We start from the raw sequence: 22,959 nt of genomic DNA, 5'->3' as shown, positions 1-22,959 counted from the left end.
GACGCTGTAGCAGGTTTTCTGCCTTTTGTACGGCAAAAGCAGCGTGTTTTAGATAGAGCTTGTGTTATTAAGTAATGCTTCTTTTATATATTTACAAAGTGTACTATATATACATATATAGTACACTTTGTCTTTTTCTATCCAAACAGCTCATGAAAACAGCTTTACTACTCTTCTTTTTCTTCATGTCTTGCAACTTAGCTGCTCCTGCTCAAACGCCAACATATTCTCCGGCTTATGTATTAGGCAACACTCTCAACGACCCTTTTGATCTCGTCATTGGGGATGATGGACTGATTTATGTTGCTGATTCTCATGCAACCCGTGTATTTGATACTTCTGGAAATTATAAAAACGAATTATATCTGAATTATGCAGATCCTAATTTTCCGGAAAAGAAACTGACAGATTATAATCGCCACTATCGGATCAGCCGCGATAAAGATGGTAATTGCTATATCTTAACATCTTTCAGTGGAACTGTTCAAAAAATAAACCCTGCTGGCGAAACAATTCTCCACCTGGGGGAAAGAGGCAATTTGCCAGGACAATTTGAATACCCACAAGGTATAGTAGTTGACCAGGAGGGATTTATCTACATTGCTGACACAAGAAATCACAGAATTCAAAAGTTTGATCAACAAGGTAATGTTGTTTTTGTAATAGGTTCCTTAGGTGCAGAACCAGGACAATTTAACATGCCAACACAGCTGGCGCTTAATGAAGCGGGTAACTTATACGTAGTAGATTCAAATAATAAAAGAATTCAGGTACTAAACAAAGAAGGTGGTTTTATAAAACAGATTGTATCAGATACTTCTACTGTTCTCTTTCACCCATCTGATGTTGCACTGGATAAACAAGGCAATATATACATAACAGATGTGGGAGCATATAGAGTTATTAAGTTTGATACGGAAGGTGATTTAATTTCCAGTTTCGGGTCAAAAGGCTCGGGTAAAGGTCAGATGACTAGCCCGCTATTGAGTATTGCGGTAGATGATGATGGTTATATATATGTAGCAGAGAGTTCTTATCCCACACGTATTCAGAAATTTTCCCCAGGTGGGGTCTTCTTACTTAGTTTTGGAGACCCCAGCACCGAAGACAGACTGATTAATTATCCTGTTGCGGCTGAATCAGATGCCACAGGTAATTTTTTTGTAGCTGACCATATTACAGGACTAGTCAAAAAATTTAATAAGTACGGGCAGCATTATTTCACTTTTGGGGGGAGAGCTGATGTAGACGGTGAGTTTAAGGATTATATAAGAGATATGGCCATCGACAGGAACGGAGATGTTTATGTGTTGGCACCAGACGTGAAGGGCTCTGTTCAGAAATTTAGCTCTCGTGGCGAATTCATTTCCCGGTTTGCACCAAGTAATGGTTCTACCACAGTAACCCCCACCGCTCCAGCTGAGCCAGGTCGTATAGCCATTGATCATGAAGGTAATATATACATCTCTGATCAGTCTTATCTATATAAGTATAATCCAGCCGGTGTATTTGTCACTCGTATAACATTTATTAACAACGAAACAGAAAGTCCGATAATATTCTCGGATAATGACTTTAACGGGATTAACTTTAATATTGATAACACAGGGCAACTCTATATCTTGCTTCGAATCGGTATAAAAAAATACAACTTGAATGGTGATTATATAAGTGACTTCATACCTGCCGATCACCCCTACGGTATAAGTGCACTGGGTATTGATTTTGATGCAGAAAATAATATTTATCTCACGGAAGATGGTTACAAAAGAGGTTACCTGATAAAGTGTAATTCTACTACAGGAGCTATTATGGGTATCAGTAGCTTTCATGATAACCTTATCAGTTACCAACCTTCTGTAAATGCTTCAGGAACCCGGGTATATATTCGCAGCATACACCGTACTTTAACTTGTTTTACTATAAATACTGAGGGAGACAGTACAGCATACAACCGAATTTCTGGCACCGTCTATCTAGACCAGAATAAAAATTGTTTAAAGGACATGGGAGAAAAAGGAATGGCAGGTGTCATAGTGGAAGCGACCCCAGGCCCCTATTATGCACTTTCAGACAAAGACGGTAATTATACATTAGAAGTAGAGAGTGGCAGTTACAATATAGCATCAATTTTGCCTGCAGGCACAAACATGGTAGGTAAAAAAACAGAGGCTTGTACCCCAGAACAGCACGTAAGCTTTACTTCCATAGGCAACACTTCTCTTAACCATAACTTCGGCAACAAAGTCACCCTCTCCCCCTACCTCTATGTCAGCGTCTCCTCCGACCGCCGACGCCGTTGCTTTGAGAGCACCACAAAGCTCACCTACTCCAATACTGGCTATGCTCCTGCCAACAATGCGAAAGTATATTTGCAGCTACCGGTGCAGGTAGAACTGCTGTCGGCAGACAAACCCTACACCCGCCTGCCCAATGGTACCTATGTTTTTGAAGCAGGCACAGTAGCAGCAGGAAAAACCAGCGTCATTACCATACAGGATAAAGTGGTGTGCGGAGATGAAAGTATACGCGGCATGACGGTATGCACCAAGGTATGGATAACACCAGGCAACCAGAGCCCAACGGCACCCCCTGCTCCTGTTATTTCTATTACCGGCACGTGTAACGCTGAAACAGGCAAAGTACGCTTTGTGATTAAGAACACGGGCCAAGTTGACATGGAAGAAAGCGAGCAATTCAGGAAGTACATCAACGGACTGCTTTCCACGGTAGAGGATTATAGGCTGGCTGCCGGCGACAGCATGGTACTCTGGGTGCCGGCAGGTGGCAGAACCGTACGGCTGGAAGCAGACCAGCCCGACGGAAACGGAGACAACACTATGGCCAGTATGACAGTAGAAGCCTGCAGTACGTTATCCACCCCCACCGCCTTCAGCACCGGCTTTGTGAACACCATGCCCTCTGATGACGAAGAAGCTGAAGTAGCAGAAGAATGCCTGCCCATCATCGACTCTTTCGACCCGAATGACAAGTTGGTGTTACCTGTCGGACGAACAGAAGAAAATTATACACCGACCGGGGTAGCGCTCAAGTATAAAATACGGTTCCAGAACACCGGCACCGACGTGGCTTACCGGGTAGTAGTGGTGGATACGCTCTCCGAACACCTGGACCTGAGCACGCTTCAAATCGGCTCAGCCTCCCATACCTATCGGTATGAATTAAGCGGGAAAGGAAAACCAGTGCTTACCTGGACGTTCGACAACATCATGCTGCCCGACAGCACCAGCAATGAGCCGGGTAGCCACGGATATATCCAGTTCAGTATTAAACCTAAAGCAGACCTGCCGGAGAAAACAGCCGTGGAGAATTTCGCCGATATCTTCTTTGATTACAATTCCCCTGTCCGGACTAATGTGACAATTAACCACATCTATGATATGCCGTTGGTTATAGACGAAACGGTGCTCCTGAACCTGGAGCAGATAATCGCCACTCCAGCCATAACGAGCTTTACTCCTGCTGCAGGCAAACCTGGCACCGAAGTGACCCTCAATGGCAAGCGGTTTTCTGCAACAGCAGCCAGTAATAAGGTGTATTTTAATGGTCTGTTGGCTCCCGTTGTGAGCGCCTCTGAAACCGAATTAAAAGTGCTGGTGCCAGCAAGCGCAGTTACAGGCACTCTTCAAATAGTGACTCCAGACGGCGTCGCAGGCACAACAGAAACATTTGAGGTATACCAGCCGCCGGTATTTAACGGTTTTAGCCCTGCAGAGGGTATTGTTGGCGCCACCGTCACGCTGCAGGGCGAGCAACTAACTTCAGACCTTCTCCAGACTGTAACATTGGGCTCCAAGCTCTGCGAAATTATCAGCAATACAAGTAATACGTTTGTGGTACGGGTGCCTGCGGAGGCGGTGACTGCCACATTCAAAATCATGACCAAAGGAGGCGAGGCAGAGAGCGCTTCAGAGTTTGTGGTATGGCATCAGCCCTCCATCAGTGGCCTTAGTAACCCCAAAGACACTGTAGGCGCCACAATTAGCATAGAAGGCGCGCACTTTGCCCCGGCAGCACGAAACAGCGTGATGTTCGGGCAGGCACAGGCACAGGTTCTTCAGGCAACACCAGCGCAACTAACGGTGAAAATCCCAGTTGGCGCTACGTCTGGCTTTGTAACAGTAGAAACGCCGGGCGGCAAAGCGACCAGCGTCGCTTATTTTGAAGTAATACCGGCTCCTGTCTTTCTCTCCATGACACCCTCCAAAGGAAGTGTAGGCACTGCTGTTGAGATAACGGGCGCAAATTTTGGTGTGCATGGTGTGCAGGATGAGATTTACTTTAACGGGGTAAAAGCGCTGCTGGTGGAAGCATCAGATGCTATGTATAAAGTTCGTGTGCCACGCGGTGCGACCACCGGTAGAGTGAAACTAACTGGTGTTGGTGGCGTGGCATACAGCACAACTAATTTTGTAGTAGAGGAACTTACGCCAACGCAGTCCATTAAAGTATACCCGAACCCAACCACCGGTCACTTTACCATCAGTTTCTTACACGCCGATTTTGATGTACAGGCCGTACAAGTGTACAGTACTGTTGGTAAGTTTGTACATTCAACTGCTGTTTCAAGTCCCCGCCCAGATAAGTTGGAGATGCAAGTCGCATTCGCACAGGCAGGGCTCTACATCCTACAAATACAAACTGACAAAGGCATTGTGATGAAAAAGCTAACAGTACTCTAACACATCTGCTTGTTAAGTCTCCTTACGCCCCCTTGCTGTGTTTTTTGACCAGCAAGCAATTAACACCAGCCGTAGTAAAGACTCTTCCTCAAGGGGGCAATTTACTAATGCAGGTTCTACATACCAGTACAAACTGAATCTGAAAAAGAAATAGGCCATGATAATGCCGCAAGGTCTCATCAGCAGCAGCTTGAGATTAGAATTGATAGGATTTAGACCAACAGTAGCAATTGACTCCTTCACCCAATCAAATGGAATAGTTATACTATGTTCTGTTTATATTAAAATATAACCGTTCCCACTAAATCAGGGTTTAAATAAGATGGTCAAGCTGCTCTTTCACCCCATATCATTAATGCAGCAACCCTTATGATAACCATATACCTATGCAAAGTCTTAGCTCCAAAGAATATAAGCGTGAATTTGTCAGCACCTTTGAGGGGGATGAAAGTGGCAACCTTCAGGCCCGGAAAACGCCGGGTGTTTTATACAGTAAAGCCATTCCTACCCCGGTAAAACAGCCTACGCTACTGGCCTGGTCCCATGAACTGGCAAAAAAGCTGGGGATACAAAAGCCGGAAAGCCAGGAGGAGATAGAAATTCTGGGAGGGAACAACATCACTTCTTCTATGCACCCCTATGCGGCCTGTTATGCCGGGCATCAGTTTGGGAACTGGGCCGGACAGTTGGGCGATGGCAGGGCTATTACATTGGGAGAGTGGGAAGCGCCAGAAGGCAATTCCTGGGAACTGCAGCTGAAGGGCGCCGGCCCTACCCCCTATTCCCGCCGTGCCGATGGCCGTGCAGTGCTGCGTTCCTCGGTTAGGGAGTACTTGATGAGCGAAGCCATGCATTACCTTGGCGTGCCCACTACCAGGGCCCTGAGCCTGGTGGCCACCGGAGAGCACGTCTTACGGGATATGTTTTACAACGGAAACGCAGCTTATGAACCGGGCGCTATCGTGATGCGGGTATCGCCAAGCTTCCTGAGGTTCGGCAATTTCGAGATACTTGCTGCCAGAAAAGAAATTGAAAGCCTTCAGAAACTTGCTGACTGGACCATCAACCGCTATTACCTGCATATACAAGGGGAAGACAAGATCCTGCCATGGTTTAAAGAGGTGATGGAGCGCACAGCAAGCATGATAGTTGAGTGGCAGCGTGTAGGCTTTGTGCATGGCGTGATGAACACTGACAACATGTCTATCCTGGGCCTTACCATTGACTATGGTCCTTTCTCTTTCCTGGATGATTATGACCCAAATTTTACGCCGAACACCACTGATCTGCCGGGCAGAAGGTATGCCTTCGGAAAACAGCCGGCTATCGCCTACTGGAACTTAGGCTGTCTGGCCAGCGCCATTGCCCCGTTGTTGCCCGACACAAAAGAGCTAATCGAGGTGCTGGAGAGTTACGGCGATGTATATGCAGAAAAGTACTTGGCCATGATGGGGGATAAACTTGGACTTGACGAAGTGAAACCGGAGGACGTTGACCTCATCGAGCAGTTTGAGGCGACACTCTCAAACTTAAAACCTGATATGACTATTTTTTACCAGCTCCTCATCGACCTGCCGCTCAATCTCGAAGATGCGGAGGATATTGTGAAGCATTTTAAAGCCAGCTTCTACCAGGAACCTTCACCAACTGATTCCGATACGCTCCATAGCCTGATAACAAATTATAGCAAGCGGGTGAAGGAGAACAAAGCCTCCCGAGAAAATACCCTGAAACGGATGCGTGAAAATAACCCCCGCATTATTTTAAGGAACTACCTGCTGCACCAGGCCATAGAAGAACTGGAGCGTGGCGAGGACCAGCTGTTTGTTAAACTACAACAAGCAATTAAGGAGCCTTACTCAAATAAGTTTGACGAGCTCTTCGTCAAAAGGCCAGATTGGGCAAGTCACAAAGCCGGTTGCTCCATGTTATCCTGCAGTTCATAAGAAAACTTTGTGCGGGAGACTTATGATCAAGCACCATGCTTTTCTTATTGTTTTACTGCAGGGTCGGCAAACAGAACAGCACTTACTTTAATTCAGCTGTCATTTAATCAAGCCTACATATTTTCACTCCGTTGCCAGGATGAAAATTTGCGAAAATGTACTGCTTTTGGTTTGAATATTTACTGGTTCTTTTATCGGTATAAATCGTGCAATTAAGAGCCAGAGCCAACATATAGGCTTTTCCAGTACAAAAGCTCCTTCATAAGCGCATTTAGCATATAAAGCACACCACCTTTTCAGTCCTCAAACGTATTTAAGATCAGTCTTACATGCTTTGTGGGATGGTGCTGTGCTATGTTCGGACCGTTCTTCAGGAGGAAAGCTAAGACAGGATGCTGTTTGGGAAGATTCGAAGTTTGAAGCTTCAAATTTTCAGGAAAAGGCTCTGCGGGGAGTTTACAGAGTATACCTGCTCGTCCTATAGGGGCGGGAGAAAGCATATCTAGGTTTTACATTACCATCATTTTTAATTTTTTTACGTCTCAATCTTTTGCCGTCGCGCGACAACGCTGCCTTGGTTGGATAGCACAAGCGTAACCCGGAACAGGATAGACCAATCAAGAATTACCTCGCTACCCGTATGGCGCCTGTCTTATTATAATCCGCTCTTCATAAAGAAGCCTCTTACTACATTTAACACTAATTTATTGTTAAGAATTATGAATGCTATAAAACAAATCAATATGCTTTTAGTAGTGCTGTTTTCCCTGTCCTTTCTTGCCTGCGAGGATGATGATGTTGTTGCAGTGGATGCTACTCCTCCTACTGTTCTAATCACGTCTCCAGCCGCTGGTGCTACTTTTAAGCGAAGTGATGTGATTGAGCTAAGAGCGGAGGTAAGTGACAATGTGGGCCTTAGTGAGGTAAGGGTGTATGTAACAGACCCAAAACTGAAGGTGCGTCAGTTAAATGAGGAGGGCATGAATATTTTCCTGAATGACGGTAGAGAAAAGGATTTAGATTTAAAAGTTATCCTGGATGCAAACGCACCTAAAGGCCCTTATTCTATGACTGTGGAAGCAATAGACGATCAGGGAAATACAGCATCACAATATGTTTCAGTTTTTGTGACAGAGTAAGCCTGCTTTATATAATGACGGGCCGGAAAACATTAGAGAAAAGACTTCTTATCAAAAGGAGAATTTAGAAGTGGGGCTATATAAAAAAGTCTTAATCACGAAATGTGCCTGTGAATTTGTTTTACACCAATTCTATAAGTTAGGTTTTTTCAGCTATTGCCCACATACCTACACACATTATTATTTTCTTAGTTATAAAACTGCTATAAAATCAAAAGAGCGCCTCCAACCCGAGGCGCTCTTTTGATTTTATAGCAGTTTTATATTTAAATAACGTAATAGGTATCGTACCTGTCAACGTATTCATCAGCTGTCAGCGTATTATCGTCATTATCGTCCCAAAGGCCAAAAATACCCCCTGTATACTCTAATTCTTCGATAAAACCATCATTGTCTACATCCCAGGCAGTATACCAACCAGAGGCTGTTAATCCTGTGTTTAGCTCAGCTTGGGTAAGGATATCGTCATTATTGGCATCCCACTCTTCCCAGTCAGCAACTTCCAGTCCAAAGTCTTCTGCAAATTCATTCCATTCGGCCTGCGTGATAGTATCATCATCGTCTAAGTCCCATGTCTGGAAGAACGTGGTTCCAAACTCAGTTTCGTCCAACATGTTATCATCGTTCAAATCCCAAGTCTCGAACCAGGCTGTAGAGGCAAAGGTCGTATTAAATGCTGCCGCGTCGAGATCTGCCTCGTTCACCATCATCATAACGGTTGCTCTTGTTGTATTTGTCGCTTCATCTTCCGCTTCCACAGTAATGGTATAAGCGCCAGTAGCTGCATCAGCAGGTAGTGTAAAGTCTACTTCTAAATCATAGTTTCTATTATCGTTTAAAAAGTCTCTGACCTCATCATCGTACTGAGAGATGCGGTTACCGTCCGGACCAGTCACATACACCCTTACTTCTTCAAGGCCCTCATTGTCTGTTATGTCTGCTGTCAGCGTAAAATCGCTTCCTGCTGGAAAAGTTGTATTAGGAGCCGGATTGGTAATGGTGATATTCGGTGCAACAGTGTCTAACACAACATCATCGTCATCATCGCACGCCACAAAAGCAAAGGAAAAGAGAAATAAGAAAAGCCAATTAAATTTCTTCATAGCTGTAAAAATTAAGTAAAATATAAACAAACAAGTAAAAAACAATACAAGGCCCCTATATAGGAAAACCCCTTCTGTTTCTTTTATATAAAACGGCAGGCTCTAGGCAAGGTTACTAAACACCTCATCCAAATTATTGATTTTCAAATAGATATGCCCATATATACAAAACACCTATACTCCCCTAATTACTTGACAGCTAGTATTAAAAGCCTTTTTGGCATTGTTTGATTCCCAATAAAACAGTACTATTTTATTTCTAATAATTTATAAACCGGGCGCAGTTTTTATGCAATTTTTCGCTCGATTTCTCTCAGGTTCTCCATCTTTTTGTTTCTCAGAAAGCCATTGATGTCTTCAAAGTGTTCTTTGATGCGTTTGTTGCCGAACTCAAACACTTTCGTGGCCAGTCCGTCCAGGAAATCCCTGTCGTGCGAAACGAGGATGAGGGTGCCGTCGAAGCTGTTAAGCGCATCTTTCAGAATGTCCTTTGTTTTGATGTCCAGGTGGTTGGTAGGTTCATCCAGGATCAGGAGGTTAACAGGCTGCAAGAGCAGCTTTATCATGGCCAGGCGCGTTTTCTCGCCCCCGGAGAGTACTTTAACCTTTTTCTCTACCGTTTCGCCACTGAACATGAAGGCTCCCAATAAGTCTTTTATTTTGGTTCGGACATCCCCAACGGCAATCTGGTCAATCGTCTGGAAAACAGTCAAGTCTTCGTCCAGCAAAGCGGCCTGATTTTGGGCGAAATAACCCACCATGCAGTTATGTCCTAGTGTGAGTTTGCCCTCGTAGTCTATCTCGCCCATTATCGCTTTCACAAGCGTAGATTTTCCTTCCCCGTTCTTCCCGACAAAGGCAATTTTCTCACCTCGCTCAATCGTGAGAGAGGCATCTTTAAAAACGGTGTGGTCGCCATACTTCTTTGTAAGGTCCTCCACAATAACAGGGTAGTTGCCGGATCGCGGTGCAGGAGGAAACTTCAGACTCAGCGCAGAAGAATCTACCTCGTCCACCTCTATAATTTCCATCTTTTCCAGCATCTTCACCCGCGACTGTACCTGCAGGGTTTTGGAATAAGTGCCTTTAAACCTATCGATAAAGCCCTGGATGTCCGCTATCTCTTTCTGCTGGTCTTCAAATTGCTTTTGTTGCTGCTCGCGCCTTTCCTTGCGTAGCTGCAGGTACTGAGTATAGTTTACCTTATAGTCGTAAATACGGCCCATGGTCACCTCTATGGTGCGGTTGGTGATGTTGTCTACAAAGGTTTTGTCGTGGGAAATCACGATAACGGCTTTGGCGTTGTTTAACAGGAAATCCTCCAGCCATTGAATGGATTCAATGTCCAAGTGGTTGGTAGGCTCATCGAGCAGAACAAGGTCCGGCTTCTGAAGCAGGATTTTGGCCAGTTCAATGCGCATGCGCCAGCCCCCACTGAATTCCTTGGTAGACCTGCTAAAATCAGCTCTGGAAAAGCCCAGGCCTTTCAGTGTTTTCTCTACCTCTGCATCAAAATTGATTTCTTCTATGGAGTAGTATTTCTCGCCTAACTCCGATACCTGCTCAATCAGTTTATAGTAATCGTCAGAATCATAGTCGGTGCGGGTTTCTAGCTGTGCGTTCAGCTCGTCCATCTGCGCTTTCATACCAAGCACTTCCGCGAAGGCCTTGGAGGCTTCTTCGAACACTGTGCAGTCGTCTTCTGTTAGCAGGTGCTGCGGCAGGTAGGCAATGACGGCATCCTTAGGAGCCGATATTTTGCCTCGGGTAGGCTTGCTTGCGCCTGCTATAACTTTGAGCAGCGTAGATTTTCCCGCGCCGTTTTTGCCCATCAGGGCTATCCGGTCGTTTTCATTGATGTTAAAACCAATATTGCTAAAAAGCGCCGAGCCATTAAACTCGACCGTAACTCCGTCAACTGATATCATAAGGCTAAAAATAAAGGGGCAAAGATAAGACTATTTTCACCCTTATGCTGTAGAAATCAGGAGTTAGAAACGAAAATAGCTGGTTGAGTTGACAGCGGTTGACTGATGTAAGTGGATAGAAGAAGTACAAGCTAAATTATTTTTCTCTCGTGCAGAAAATTCCCCTCCGGGGAGGAAGGGCCTTTTTATTCTACATTTTTTATAGCGCGAGCAAGGACGCTCGCGCTATACGTGTTATAATTAGGGCAGTAAAATCTTTTATTAAAAATGAAACAACTTTACTTTTAAGGAGAGGATTGTTTCTAACAGGGATAAGCTGTTATTGCTAAGCCATACACCTACCCTACCTCATTTATGCGATCCTCGTCGGCGAGCGCAGTTTTTGCCAGAAGTTCCCGGAGCCGCTCTACATGCACTTTCATTTCATCGGCGCGTTCTTCCTGCAGGGTTGCCCAGCGCCGGTTCCCTCTATCGTTATCCGCCTGCGACATTTGCACCAGAATATTACGGCGCTCCTCCAGGGTGCGCAAAGCTACCCAAAGCGTTTCTTCGAGGGCGCTCGACATACCATCCAGCAGCGAATCTTTTGTGTAAGCGTGCCCCGAATGGCACCTGAAACGCTTGATAGTATTCTGCTGTGAAAGTTCCCATAAACCACCACCACAATCAGGGCAGCTATAAGGTGATCGGGAGCCCGCTTTTTCCAGTTCTTCTATACTGCTCATACCACTATTGTTCATTACTCGTTCTGCTATCAGTGCTTCCTGCCATATATCGGTGGGCACTGTCACTGAGCCCTCATCTGCCTGGTTTGCCAACTCCACTAGTATCTTCCCCATTTCTTTAACAGGCACAACATGATCTGTCTTAATCTGCCGGATCACGTTATTTGGCAAGGCTGGGTACTCCGCATACTCCGGGTCCTGAACCACCGTTGCACCACCACTGCGTTTTATCGACTCCATACCTACCACACCATCGCTCATGAAACCGGTTAATATCACACCTGTTACACTTGCACCATGGTAGGCGGCTGCTGACCGGAACAGCGGGTCGATGGACGGCCGGAACTGGTTTTCGCGCGGGCCTCTCGTTACCAGCATCTCATTCCCTTTTAAAAGCAAATGCCTGTCGGGCGGAGCCATATATACTGTCCCAGCCTCAAAAGTCTGCTGGTGTTCCGCTACTTTGCAAGTGAGTTTCGTGTACTGGCTCAACCGCTTCACCAGGAAAGGCGCGGAAGAATCTTTGCTTAGATGCTGTACAATAAAGAGTGCAGCCGGCAAATCTGCCGGAAGCTTTGACAACAGCAGCGTTAATGCCTGCATACCTCCTGCCGAGGTGCCAATTACAATGATTTTGGGGCCGTTGTGTGTCATATAGATAGAATGTATGCCTTCTGCTCTGTAGACTGGTATAGCCCCTCTAGCATGAACCTTTGTTTACGATGCATTGCTTTAAGTGTTAGGCTATTATACCATTTATCTCATCCCCCGGCTGCTATTTTCACTTGCCTTTATCAACTAATTAACTCAGGTTGCGATGTACACGTTTCTCTGTTTCGCTACCGTTGAAGCCCCACCCCTAAACCTCAATGCTGTCAACTTAAGCTTTAATTTGTCATTTCGTACATGCCTGAGACGGGAGTCGAAAGGGACCTGCGAACGCAGTGAGGAATCTGAAATATTGCGGGGCCATGAAACAACCCAGATTTCTCACAGCTTCGCTGGCTCTTTTCGGCTCAAGCCTCAAGAATGTTCGAAATAACAGTATAGCTACTGTTTCCCCTTAAGTTGACGGCATTGGGGTTAGGGTTGGGTTCATTTCGAGCACAAAAAACTATCGCAACTTGAGTTGTGCAATTGCTCCTCCTCCAGTACATGTTTGTTAGATAATAATTAAGTAAATTGACCATATCGAAAAAGAATATTACGTATCCTCCATAAAAGGGAATAGTGCATGGCAGACTCAACAAATCAGAACAAAAAGCGAAAACCAGGCAGCAAAACACGGAAAAAAACGGAGGAGGAAATTTTCGTGATAGGGATAGGCGCGTCTGCCGGTGGCCTGCAGGCACTGGAAGCTTTGTTCAGCAGTGTGCCCCAGGATAGTGTGGCCTACGTTATTGTGCAGCACCTTGCTGCAGAGCACCGCAGCTTATTAACACAGTTGGTTTCCCAGTATTCTACCTTAGAAGTAATGGAGGCACAGCACAACATGCCTGTGCAGTCAAACAAGGTATACGTTATACCAAATACCAAGGAGCTGACCATCCGGGATAATCACTTACTGCTGATTGAGAAAACCAATAGCGGCCGTGCCAGAACCGTAGATACGTTTTTTACCTCCCTGGCCGCCGATAAAAAACACCGCGCCATCGGCATTATCCTTTCAGGTACTGGCAATGACGGTTCACAAGGCGTAGTAGCCATAAAGAAAGCAGGTGGTATGGTCATTGTGCAGGACCCTGATACTGCCACCTTCGATGCTATGCCCCAAAATGCCATTAACACCGGCCACTCTGACTTTGTCCTGTCCCCGGAGGCAATGCCCGACGAGATCATGAACTATGTAAAGGCAGCACTGCTCAGTTTTAACCTGGCAGAGTTGGTAAATAATGATACGGAAGCCTCTTTCTTATCTGTCCTGGACATGGTGCATAAGCGGACAGGGGTTGATTTCAGTAGCTATAAGCGGCCAACCATCATCCGGCGCATCAGCCGCCGGATGGCCGTCCTGAACATCACCAACCTGGCAGATTACCTCGATTACCTGAAGCAGAACCCTGATGAAGTAGAAACACTGAGCAAAGAGTTTCTGATAGGTGTCACCAAATTTTTTCGCGATGAGGAGGCTTACCAGGTAATTGCCGATAAAGTAGTTCCTGATCTGGTAGACAGCAAAAAGGAAAATGAACAGCTGCGCATCTGGATTGCCGGATGCTCCTCCGGCGAGGAGCCCTATTCCATGGCTATCATGCTAAGGGAGTACCTGGACAAGGTGAAGAAAGACATCGAGGTAAAGATTTTTGCCACCGATATAGACCGTGATGCACTCGATTTTGCAAGTAAAGGATTATACCCGAAAAATACGCTCACATCTGTTTCAGAAGAACGGCTGCAGGAATTTTTCCTGAAGGAAGAAGGCAACTACCGGGTGAGCCAGCGCCTGCGTCGCATGGTCATTTTCTCCCCCCATAATGTGGTCATTGACCCGCCCTTCAGCAGGGTTGACCTTGTTAGCTGCCGCAATATGCTTATTTACCTCAACCCCTTGCTCCAGAAAAAGGTCATCGATAAGTTTCATTATGCCTTGCAAGTCTATGGTTACCTGTTCCTCGGTTCCAGCGAAAGCATCGGCGACCGGAAAAACTTTGAGGAGGTAAATAAAAAGTGGAAAATTTTCCGCAACACGGAGCCTGGCCGCTCCTTGGGCATGACTGAAACGTTTTCGGGCAGTGGCCTGCTTAAGAGGCCCATTCCGTCAGCTGTCCCAAGCTATACCCGTGACCTGTCCTCAAAGCAACTGTTATATCACAGTTTCAACGAGCTACTCAATGAGACGGTACTGGAGGAGTATGGTTACGCCGCTGTATATATTGATGAAAATTATGATGTGCTGCACGGGGCTGGTCAATTTAAGAACTACCTGGACCTTCCTGAGCGCAACTTTACATTTAACCTGCTTAAACTGGTGCCGCAGGACCTGGCCGTTTCCTTGGGAACCATGCTGCGCAGAGCCATGCATGAAAAGGAAAAACTAAGTTCCCATAACATACAGGTGCGTGATGGCAATAGCCTCCGTCATATAAACATAGTGGTGAAGCCGCACTTGGGGGACAGAAACTTCGGCCAGAAATTTATACTGGTGTTATTCTCAGAAGAAGAGCCAAGCAAACCGCTTAACGTGAACGAGCAGGTGCCCTTTGCTGATAACCAATATGACCAACGGGTACAGGAACTTGAAATAGAACTACAGCATACGAAAGAAGATTTGCGGGCCGTAGTAGAGGAACTGGAGACGGCAAACGAAGAGCTGCAAAGCACAAATGAAGAGCTGCTATCTTCTAACGAAGAGCTGCAAAGCACCAACGAGGAGCTGCAGTCGCTGAACGAAGAGCTGCATACCATCAACTCTGAGCACCAGTATAAGATAAAGGCGCTGGTAGAGCTCGACAACGACCTGAACAACTATTTCCGAAGCACCGAAATCGGGCAGATATTTGTGGATCGCAAGCTGGTTATCCGGAAGTTTACGCCTGCTGCAATACGCCTGATTAACATGATAGAAAGTGACATCGGGCGTTCCATATTCCATATATCCAATAACCTGCGCTACGACAGGCTGACTGACGATGTACGGGATGTCATCGCCACCCATCATACACTCGAAAAAGAGGTGCAGGACAAACGCGGCTTGTGGTACCAGATGCGCATCCTGCCTTACATCACGCAGGATCGGAAGATTGACGGTGCCATCATCATCTTTATCCAGATAAACGAGCTGAAAAACCTGCACCTGCTGCACGAAGGTATCCTGGACAGCTCCCCGAATGCCATTCTTGCCCTAAAAGCGGTCCGGAACCAAAGTAAGGCTATTGTTGACTTCACCATTAGCTTATTAAACCAGAAAGCACAGGAGTTCATCGGCCACCCTGCAGGCAAACTAGTGGGTAAAACGCTCTGGGGAGAATATCCTCGTTTACTGGAGAAAGGCATTTTCAGCAGTCTGATTAAAGTAGTGGAAACAGGCGAGCAACTGGATAAGGAACTACCGCAGCAGCATAAAAACAAGCAGCACTGGCTACACCTGGTAGCCGTTAAGTTTGATGATGGCCTGGTGCTGACCCTGCACGACATAACCGAGCGCAAACTATACGAACAGGCTCTGCAGCAACAGCAGGAAGAAAATATAGCCAATGCGGAACGCTTCCGCACCCTGCTGGAAGCTGTACCGCATATCACCTGGACAAATTCACCAACTGGCGAAAACACCTCTTTCAATCAGCTATGGTACGATTATACCGGACTAACGGAGGAAAAATCAGTTAATTGGGGCTGGGAAGATGCTTTTCATCCTGATGATAGGGAAGAACTCCTACAAGATTATATGATTTCGCTGAGAACCGGGGAGATATTTAATGCCGAAGCACGTATTTTCAACAAAGCTTTAAACCAGTACTGCTGGCACCTGATTAAAGATGTTCCAATCAGGAATGAGGCTGGCACAATAACCATGTGGATTGGCACCGCCACCGACATACAGGTACAGAAAGATGCGGAGGAAGCTAACATACAACTTCGGCTCTTGCAGCAGCGTGAGGTCCTGAGTGCCATTCTGCAAACGCAGGAGGCTGAGCGAAGCCGTATTTCGGAGGCCTTACACAATGGGCTCGGCCAGATTTTATACGCAACAAAGCTAAACCTCAGCACCCTGGAGGCGGAGAACACGAAGCAAGAGAAAACAATTGAAACAATAGATAAGCTGCTCTCAGAGAGTGTTACGATTACGCGTGATATATCCTCTGAACTTACACCAGCTGTTTTGAAAACTTTTGGGTTGAAAACTGCCGTGGAAGAAATTATTTCGCGCATCAGCAGTTCCGGTCTTAAAATCAGCCTGGAAGTAAAAGGTATTGAAAACCGGCTCGACTATACAGTGGAACTGTCGCTGTACAGGATAATACAGGAGCTGCTGAACAACATCATCAAACACGCACAGGCAACTGAAGCCAATATTGTTATAACGTGTGATGATGCTACCATTTACCTGCGCATAGAGGACAATGGTATTGGCATTAGTAAAGAAGACTTTAATAAAATGAAAGGTATTGGCTTAAGCAGCATCCAGAACCGGGTAGAGCTCCTGCAGGGGAAGATGGAAGTACAAGGGGAAAATGGAAAAGGGTCTGTGTTCGAAATAACATGTTCTATATAAAACCTAAGGGCACCCATTGTCTTTTAACACCGGCAAAACTATGCCTTTAAAACACCACACGACTTACAGAGCGGCCAAAGCAGTGGCTAAAACAGTAGAAGGCCATTTTGTGCGTCATCTTGCTGCATCGCGCCAGGGTAATGAAGAGAAAATGGCACCAGAGCCTGATGCCAAGGTAATAGAAATTCTCATCGACACTGCCTTTTGGGCGAGCCTGCGGCGGGAAGAAGGCCACTCCCCAAAGATTTCCCTCGCCTTCCTCCCGCCCGAACTCGCGGGGCAGCCGCTGCTGCTGGAACACCGGCTTCCGCTAAACCCATCTGTTCTTGTAAAACTTGCACCAGCTGTGGAGCGGCCCGGCATACACCTGGGGGTATGGCAATACGAAGATGAACTGTATGTATGGGGTGCCACCCGCGAAATCCCAAGCCTGTGCCTTGTGCTGGATGTGTCGGAGCCGGGGCTGCTGGTGGTGAAGTACCGCAGAACAGGCGGAATGGGTAAGTTCGCTAACATTGCAGTACTAAAAGGAGACCAGGTAAAGGTGCTGGAAGAGCAAACAATATTTCTGCAGCACAGCCCTCCCCTCCTCTCAACCTTGCTCGGCTTTTCCTCGCCCTCCCCGTGGGGAGACTCTGTTAATGTGCTGGTACAGCTCGCCGTGTCGATGCGCGCCCACAAGCGCGGAGGTACGCTTTTGATAGTACCGGCGGGCACGCAGGCCTGGCGGAAGTCTATTATACATCCTATCCTGTATTCTGTAGCACCTGCTTTTGACAAGATCTCAGAATTAATGCGGGAAAACGAGGAAGAACAACGCGGGAGCGAATGGCAGAGTGCCCTCAACAAAGCGGTGGAGGGCATTGCGGGTGTAACGGCAGTAGACGGGGCAACCGTTATCAGCGACCAGTATGAGCTGCTCGCGTTCGGCTCAAAAATTGGCAGGCCCCAGGGAAGCAGCCCCGTGGAGAAGGTGGTGGTAACAGAACCGGTGGTTGGCAGCAGCCCTACCGTAATTGCTCCATCGCAGAACGGCGGCACCCGGCACCTGTCAGCAGCGCAGTTCGTGCACGACCAGCGGGATGCTTTTGCGCTCGTGGCTTCGCAGGATGGCGGCTTCACCATTTTTGCCTGGTCGCCCCACGACCAGTTGGTGCACGCCCACCGCATCGATATTTTGCTGCTCTAAAGCAAAGTAAGGCTTCAGGATGCTTTCAGTAGGAAATTCACAGGCTGTTGTTTCTCATTTCGTACTTATAATGGTATAACGAGGGCATAAACAGCATCCAATTATGTTGCCCTGCCCACAGCTAATCAGCTGCTATTGCACCAGCCGCATACCCTTTTGTAATTCAGTTGATTACATTCGATTTGTTATTTATACTTAGTCATTTTTCAGTATTCACACGCACGCAAAAGCAGTATAAATTTCGGAATTTTATGCTCAGGAACATACGTTGAATACCTGACAGATATAAGTCTGCCACTACTATATGGAACAAGCTTACATGACCGAAAAAATTAATGCAGCGCTGCTCCAATATGAAGCACTGGTTGAAAGTGGCAACATCAGATCCTTCTCTGTATATATCCAGCAAGAGGGTGTACTTATATTGCCGGAAGGCTCCGGAGTCAGTAAAGAGGTAGCCCTGATACAGGAACTGATAACCTCTCTCCGTATCTTCTTCTATGACGTGTCCTCCATTGAGCATAATTCCTATGACTATGTCACGCTTAAAAGTTTCATCAACGCCAGCGTTTGTACCAGCAAAATGGCATCGTAGCTGGTGCAGGACCATTTTAAATTAATGTAACTCAAGTTGTGATTAGTTTTGTTGTAGCTGATATTCCCCTCCTCGGAGGGGCTAGGGTCAATGCCGTCAACTTAAGCTTTATTTTGTCATTTCGAACATGCCTGATACGAGAGTCGAAAGGGACCTGCGTAGCAGTGAGAAAACTGAAATGTTGCAGGGCCATGAAATAACCCAGATTTCTCACTGCATTCGAAATGACAGTCTAGCTACTGTTTCACCTTAAGTTGACGGCATTTCCCCTACCCCCGGAAGAGTAGCTAGACTCCGTATTCAGTCGCTTCCGTCTGCCATCAACCACTCCATGGCGTCAAATTTCGAAACAAAAGTCCTGGATTCGCAGGGCATCGGTAGTTCAGATGCTTTATCGTAGATATTGTCGATGGCCATCTGCTGAAAAATGTCCCGGGCCATCAGGTTCGCCACCTTCCGCAGTTTGCTATGCTGCAGCAGTTCAGCGGAGTTTTTGCCTATCCATACCTGGTCCTCCACTGTTGGGGCACACATCCGGGTGAAGTCTGCCAATATAAGCTCCACGTCGTTTGCCAGTATAAACTGGCAGGCCGAAATCATTGCCTCCCGCAGTTGCGGACTGGGTATAGCGCCTTGCCACTGGTTCCACATCAATTTTTCATCCCGATTATAGTGTATCGTCAGGTATTCTTCATCTACAGCAACCATGTAATCCAATGTATATAGCAGCATAACCTCAGTACTTAGTGGTACATGTTATTTATACTTACTATACTAAATACGAGTAATGTAAATTACGGTCGTATATACTTGATTAACTGGGTGAAGTAGTGGTATTACTATCTGTAAGTCCGATCTATTTAAGTGTATAAGAATAGTAAATAAGTATTACTGATTGATATTATATGAAGAAGCTTCGGCAATGAAGGAGTAGGGCTATTCCATGCTACATTTTTTTCGACCTGTAAAGGATCTTGTAGGCTCACTAGAATCAAAAAAGCTCTCCCAGACAAATATGTCTGGGAGAGCTCTATTAATATGTGTGGTGCACCAGCTGCCTAAACGTGGCCAGCGCCTACATTAGTTGTTGTTTGACTTTTCGGTGGCTTTGGCAGCTTTGCGGGCTTGTTTGTCAGCTTCGATGCGGCTTTTCTGCGTTTTGGCTTCCATCCTGGCAGCTTTTTTGGCTTCTCTTCGGGCAATTCTTGCATCTTTCTCTGCGCGCTTCGCTTCTCTCAGACTTGCTTTGGCTGCCTCCGAATCGGCTTTAGTATCTACTCTTAAATCCACGGCATCATTCAGACGCTTTTCATCGGCTTTGGCTGACTGCCGTTCCTGTTTTGTTTCGGTGCTTTGTGCAACAGCGGGCATGGCGACTACTGAAAACAGGGCGGTTACTAATGATAATAAAAGTATCTTGTTTTTCATGATAATGAGGAAAAATATACCTTTACTTATACGAATGCAGCAATTAAATGACTGGAAATAAGCTTTTTATAAAACAATATGGCTATTCCTCCGGCAAGCCCTACTACCAAAGACCCCTCAGCAGCCTGTACTGACCTTAATTATCATATAGTCATTAATTTAAACATCATGACTTCAGCTGCTCCTCCATCACAACGCACGCCTCATACGCCTCCTTCAGCATGGCAAATTCAGGCTCTACGAGCAGTACTTCTTCGTAGGTGAGGTGGTAGAGGCGGTACACCAGCAGGTCTATCTCCGCCTCCATCTATAATTTATTGGCAGTCACTAACACATTACTCAATTACTATCTTCTTATACTCTCTTACATCCATACGCCTTACCTTACGATCTTCAGGAATGAAGGACGCAAAGTCAAAGAAAGTATATACATACTGAACAAGTTCACAAAATTTTATATGATACCCTTTTAAAACATTTACCATTTCATCAATAGCTACAACCTCTGGTTCAGTGTAATTTGAATTGAACTTACCTTCTTCCAGTTCAATACTGTCTTTGTAGTAAAGTTCTTTGGCCTTCAAGTTTCCATTATGCTTTAACTTATTCACCCATATTTTCACTCTTTTTTGCTCCTCGCATTCATGAAATTTTCGTAGGTTATCCAATAACAAAGCTGAATGATCTGTAGAAACTTTAAGCAAAGCTCTTTCTAAATTAGGATAAGTACATAATGTTAGTAGCTGTTGATATATATCCTTGGATTCTATATCATAAAACGTAACAGGCTTTTTCTTGATGATAAAATTATTTTTTCGAAACAAGAAAAAACCAAACCATAAAGCCTGCCATAGCATTTCGTAAGATGCACTATACCAAACAATAGAATTTTTCAGAAATTGATATCTTATCCTATTACTGCCCAATTTCACCACTGCTCCATTTAATATAATTGGAATCATATAATTTTTTGTGCCCCATAAGTAAAGCATATCTGGCAGAAGTTACTTGGCTGTACAAGTCATCGAAGAAATCATAAGCTATACAATACCCATAGTCAAAACCTAACAGTTTTAGATGTTCAACTTTTCTCAGGTAATCAGGCACCTCCAGCTCTTTTTCAAAAGCATTTTGTTCTTCCTTTAATTCCGCTAGTAAATATTCCTTATTCTGGTAAATAAACTTCATCATGAGAATTTGCTTTATTTTATGCCTGTCAGTTAAATGAAACAGGAATACATAACTAACTGAATACTAATTTACTGTAGAATATTCTACTCAGATATCTATAATCAATAGTGTATCAGAATAAATTTATAACGCTTCAATTTTTTGATTACCACTCTCCTTCAAACCCTTCCCGCAACCCTTTTACATTCGCATAACATACCGGACTACTATTCTCTTCAAATTGTTCGGCTGCAAAAGGCTCTTTGAGCAGGTGCACCGGCGAGAGCAGTTTATACAGCGCCACCAGCTTCACATCGTCTTTCATGTCTTTGTTCAGCAGCGGCTTTTTGTAGTCGAGCAAATTAAACTGTGTGAACGTAAGCTGCTCCGGCAGCTGTGCGATAAAGGGCGCGGCTATTTCTTTGTAGAAGAAGTCGGTGCTGGTGCTGGCTTTGCGCCCCTCCTGCCAGTCAATAAAAGCCTTCTTGAGTTGTGTGTTGCGGTAAAACAACCGGTCGAACTCTATGGCATCAAACACAAACCACTCGTGCACGCTGGTGACGATGAGGTGGCGCAGGTCGTGGTTCTTGTCCTGCACGCGCTCCCACATATAATATAGCAGCAGCTCATGCACCGCCTTCGCGTTCAGGTTGTCCGGTGCGGGCATATCGGCTTTGTTGGTGGGCCGCTTCACCTCCAGCAGCACCCCGGCTTTGGTTTTGGTGGTCGCACCGGTATGAATCACCAGGTCGGTTTTGCCTTTAGTGTTGATGTCATACTTAACATAAAAAACCGACTGCAGAAAATCACGCAGATGGTTTTTGGCGTGCTCCTCGCTTTCGTGCAGGTTAATGCTGTCCAGAAGCGTGCGCAGCCCTATTTTGAACTGCTCTATGTCGGTGCGGGAAGTTTTAAGTCGTAAGTAAGCCTTGTTCAGGGCCTGGCGCGGGCGCAGGATGTGGTGCTGCATAGGAAGTGCTTGTTTTCAGAGCCAATAAAGCGAAATTTCTTTATTTATTGTTCGTTGCCCGTTGTTCGTTTCCTGTTGCTGCTGGCTTCACGAGCCCTGGCTGCCCTGTTTACGGTAGCCGGCCGCCGTCACTTAGCCCGTGCCACCTGCATTGAATGCAACAAGTTTAAAAGCAGCTGCACCACCAGAGAATTGAATTCCATTTATTTTCTCTGCTAAAGCTTTTATGTTTGGCAATTTTCTCTACCTTGCTTTAGAAATTAAGAAATAAAATCGCACAAAATCCACACTCCCTGAATGCAGGTATACCAGGAGATAAAGCACTTTTAGTCTAAATATCTGATAAAATCAGATGCCGCCGCAACTAATTTTACATGCTAAATAAAACTAAACGAAGCTGTTACAAGTATTACCCTTGCTATTAAAACCACATATTATCAATTCGATTTTACTAATTAAGCTTAAATTTTATGGAATGTATTGATCTTCGAACAGGATTTATGATGCTGTCCTTTAGAAGCCAGAAGGAAGTGGAGCGGGCTAAAACTTTGTGCGAATCCAAAGGAATAGGTGTCGCATGTGCTTTGGCTTATGATGACATAACAGAAGAAGAAGCGAACAGTTTTGTAAAGCACGTCCCGCATGAGGGGCAAAACAGGTTTTGCAACTACATCAACCAAAGTGCCGACGGCCTGTGCCATACCGCAAAGGAATCTCTGGATACAGCCATACAGCACGTGGAATCTATGAACGGCTGTGAAGGCGGGTACCTTTTGATTTACCAGAAGGAAGCACCTTTGTTAAAAGCTTCCGAACCAGTTGAAGCACACGCTTAATTTACATCAGGAATA

General features: G+C 45.6%; 16 protein-coding genes. 7 read left to right on the top strand and 9 right to left on the bottom strand.

All coding sequences use genetic code 11. The features are described from left to right. Positions 1-152 precede the first annotated feature (152 nt). From E1919_RS14985 to E1919_RS14975, 3 genes are all read left to right on the top strand, one after another. On the top strand, positions 153-4,703 hold the full coding sequence (locus E1919_RS14985; protein ID WP_162054222.1) for a DUF7619 domain-containing protein: 4,551 nt from the start codon (positions 153-155) through the stop codon (positions 4,701-4,703). Between the two features lie 386 nt (positions 4,704-5,089). After that, the gene (locus tag E1919_RS14980; protein ID WP_162054221.1) at positions 5,090-6,649 is read left to right on the top strand and encodes a protein adenylyltransferase SelO; all 1,560 of its coding nucleotides are present in this window, start codon (positions 5,090-5,092) and stop codon (positions 6,647-6,649) included. A gap of 719 nt (positions 6,650-7,368) precedes the next feature. Next, positions 7,369-7,788: an Ig-like domain-containing protein gene (locus E1919_RS14975; protein WP_162054220.1), complete on the top strand. Its 420-nt coding sequence runs from the start codon at positions 7,369-7,371 to the stop codon at positions 7,786-7,788. A gap of 266 nt (positions 7,789-8,054) precedes the next feature. On the opposite strand, the gene E1919_RS14970 is transcribed toward E1919_RS14975, so the two are convergent. The 3 genes from E1919_RS14970 to E1919_RS14960 form a co-directional block, all read right to left on the bottom strand. Beyond that, positions 8,055-8,891, bottom strand: a complete 837-nt coding sequence (locus E1919_RS14970; protein ID WP_162054219.1) for a DUF4625 domain-containing protein — start codon at positions 8,889-8,891, stop codon at positions 8,055-8,057. A gap of 287 nt (positions 8,892-9,178) precedes the next feature. Continuing rightward, entirely contained in the window at positions 9,179-10,819 is a 1,641-nt protein-coding gene (locus tag E1919_RS14965) for an ABC-F family ATP-binding cassette domain-containing protein (protein WP_162054218.1), read from the bottom strand. A 338-nt stretch (positions 10,820-11,157) separates the two neighbouring features. Continuing rightward, on the bottom strand, positions 11,158-12,198 hold the full coding sequence (locus tag E1919_RS14960; RefSeq protein ID WP_162054217.1) for a chemotaxis protein CheB: 1,041 nt from the start codon (positions 12,196-12,198) through the stop codon (positions 11,158-11,160). A 580-nt stretch (positions 12,199-12,778) separates the two neighbouring features. Here E1919_RS14960 and E1919_RS14955 point away from each other — a divergent pair. The 3 genes from E1919_RS14955 to E1919_RS14945 all read left to right on the top strand — a co-directional run bounded on the left by E1919_RS14955 (position 12,779) and on the right by E1919_RS14945 (position 18,540). Beyond that, positions 12,779-16,756, top strand: a complete 3,978-nt coding sequence (locus E1919_RS14955; RefSeq protein WP_162054216.1) for a CheR family methyltransferase — start codon at positions 12,779-12,781, stop codon at positions 16,754-16,756. Positions 16,757-16,796: 40 nt separating this feature from the next. Beyond that, the gene (locus E1919_RS14950) at positions 16,797-17,945 is read left to right on the top strand and encodes a putative sensor domain DACNV-containing protein (RefSeq protein ID WP_162054215.1); all 1,149 of its coding nucleotides are present in this window, start codon (positions 16,797-16,799) and stop codon (positions 17,943-17,945) included. Between the two features lie 319 nt (positions 17,946-18,264). Beyond that, positions 18,265-18,540, top strand: a complete 276-nt coding sequence (locus E1919_RS14945; RefSeq protein ID WP_162054214.1) for a hypothetical protein — start codon at positions 18,265-18,267, stop codon at positions 18,538-18,540. Between the two features lie 300 nt (positions 18,541-18,840). On the opposite strand, the gene E1919_RS14940 is transcribed toward E1919_RS14945, so the two are convergent. From E1919_RS14940 to E1919_RS14915, 6 genes are all read right to left on the bottom strand, one after another. After that, positions 18,841-19,272 (bottom strand): hypothetical protein, encoded by a 432-nt coding sequence (locus E1919_RS14940; protein WP_162054213.1) that lies wholly within the window; start codon positions 19,270-19,272, stop codon positions 18,841-18,843. Between the two features lie 348 nt (positions 19,273-19,620). Beyond that, positions 19,621-19,968, bottom strand: a complete 348-nt coding sequence (locus E1919_RS14935; protein WP_162054212.1) for a hypothetical protein — start codon at positions 19,966-19,968, stop codon at positions 19,621-19,623. A gap of 166 nt (positions 19,969-20,134) precedes the next feature. Then, positions 20,135-20,275, bottom strand: a complete 141-nt coding sequence (locus E1919_RS14930; protein ID WP_162054211.1) for a hypothetical protein — start codon at positions 20,273-20,275, stop codon at positions 20,135-20,137. Positions 20,276-20,303: 28 nt separating this feature from the next. Beyond that, positions 20,304-20,930 (bottom strand): hypothetical protein, encoded by a 627-nt coding sequence (locus E1919_RS14925; protein WP_162054210.1) that lies wholly within the window; start codon positions 20,928-20,930, stop codon positions 20,304-20,306. Continuing rightward, the gene (locus E1919_RS14920) at positions 20,884-21,159 is read right to left on the bottom strand and encodes a hypothetical protein (RefSeq protein WP_162054209.1); all 276 of its coding nucleotides are present in this window, start codon (positions 21,157-21,159) and stop codon (positions 20,884-20,886) included. Before E1919_RS14920 ends, E1919_RS14925 begins: the two co-directional genes overlap by 47 nt. Positions 21,160-21,304: 145 nt before the next feature. Further along, positions 21,305-22,108, bottom strand: a complete 804-nt coding sequence (locus E1919_RS14915; protein WP_162054208.1) for a DUF7149 domain-containing protein — start codon at positions 22,106-22,108, stop codon at positions 21,305-21,307. 470 nt (positions 22,109-22,578) lie between these two features. Between E1919_RS14915 and E1919_RS14910 the strand changes: the two genes are divergently transcribed. Then, the gene (locus E1919_RS14910; protein WP_162054207.1) at positions 22,579-22,944 is read left to right on the top strand and encodes a hypothetical protein; all 366 of its coding nucleotides are present in this window, start codon (positions 22,579-22,581) and stop codon (positions 22,942-22,944) included. Positions 22,945-22,959 lie beyond the last annotated feature (15 nt).

The sequence above is a fragment of the Pontibacter pamirensis genome (assembly GCF_010015475.1).
Lineage (GTDB): Bacteria > Bacteroidota > Bacteroidia > Cytophagales > Hymenobacteraceae > Pontibacter > Pontibacter pamirensis.
Note: the sequence above shows the minus strand (reverse complement) of the source record. Positions and strands in the feature narration are given on the sequence as shown.

Excerpts from the sequence above, each read along its gene's own strand:
- E1919_RS14985 (WP_162054222.1), top strand. The coding sequence starts at position 153 with ATGAAAACAGCTTTACTACTCTTCTTTTTCTTCATGTCTTGCAACTTA.
- E1919_RS14980 (WP_162054221.1), top strand. The coding sequence starts at position 5,090 with ATGCAAAGTCTTAGCTCCAAAGAATATAAGCGTGAATTTGTCAGCACC.
- E1919_RS14975 (WP_162054220.1), top strand. The coding sequence starts at position 7,369 with ATGAATGCTATAAAACAAATCAATATGCTTTTAGTAGTGCTGTTTTCC.
- E1919_RS14970 (WP_162054219.1), bottom strand. The coding sequence starts at position 8,891 with ATGAAGAAATTTAATTGGCTTTTCTTATTTCTCTTTTCCTTTGCTTTT.
- E1919_RS14965 (WP_162054218.1), bottom strand. The coding sequence starts at position 10,819 with ATGATATCAGTTGACGGAGTTACGGTCGAGTTTAATGGCTCGGCGCTT.
- E1919_RS14960 (WP_162054217.1), bottom strand. The coding sequence starts at position 12,198 with ATGACACACAACGGCCCCAAAATCATTGTAATTGGCACCTCGGCAGGA.
- E1919_RS14955 (WP_162054216.1), top strand. The coding sequence starts at position 12,779 with ATGGCAGACTCAACAAATCAGAACAAAAAGCGAAAACCAGGCAGCAAA.
- E1919_RS14950 (WP_162054215.1), top strand. The coding sequence starts at position 16,797 with ATGCCTTTAAAACACCACACGACTTACAGAGCGGCCAAAGCAGTGGCT.
- E1919_RS14945 (WP_162054214.1), top strand. The coding sequence starts at position 18,265 with ATGACCGAAAAAATTAATGCAGCGCTGCTCCAATATGAAGCACTGGTT.
- E1919_RS14940 (WP_162054213.1), bottom strand. The coding sequence starts at position 19,272 with ATGCTGCTATATACATTGGATTACATGGTTGCTGTAGATGAAGAATAC.
- E1919_RS14935 (WP_162054212.1), bottom strand. The coding sequence starts at position 19,968 with ATGAAAAACAAGATACTTTTATTATCATTAGTAACCGCCCTGTTTTCA.
- E1919_RS14930 (WP_162054211.1), bottom strand. The coding sequence starts at position 20,275 with ATGGAGGCGGAGATAGACCTGCTGGTGTACCGCCTCTACCACCTCACC.
- E1919_RS14925 (WP_162054210.1), bottom strand. The coding sequence starts at position 20,930 with ATGATTCCAATTATATTAAATGGAGCAGTGGTGAAATTGGGCAGTAAT.
- E1919_RS14920 (WP_162054209.1), bottom strand. The coding sequence starts at position 21,159 with ATGATGAAGTTTATTTACCAGAATAAGGAATATTTACTAGCGGAATTA.
- E1919_RS14915 (WP_162054208.1), bottom strand. The coding sequence starts at position 22,108 with ATGCAGCACCACATCCTGCGCCCGCGCCAGGCCCTGAACAAGGCTTAC.
- E1919_RS14910 (WP_162054207.1), top strand. The coding sequence starts at position 22,579 with ATGGAATGTATTGATCTTCGAACAGGATTTATGATGCTGTCCTTTAGA.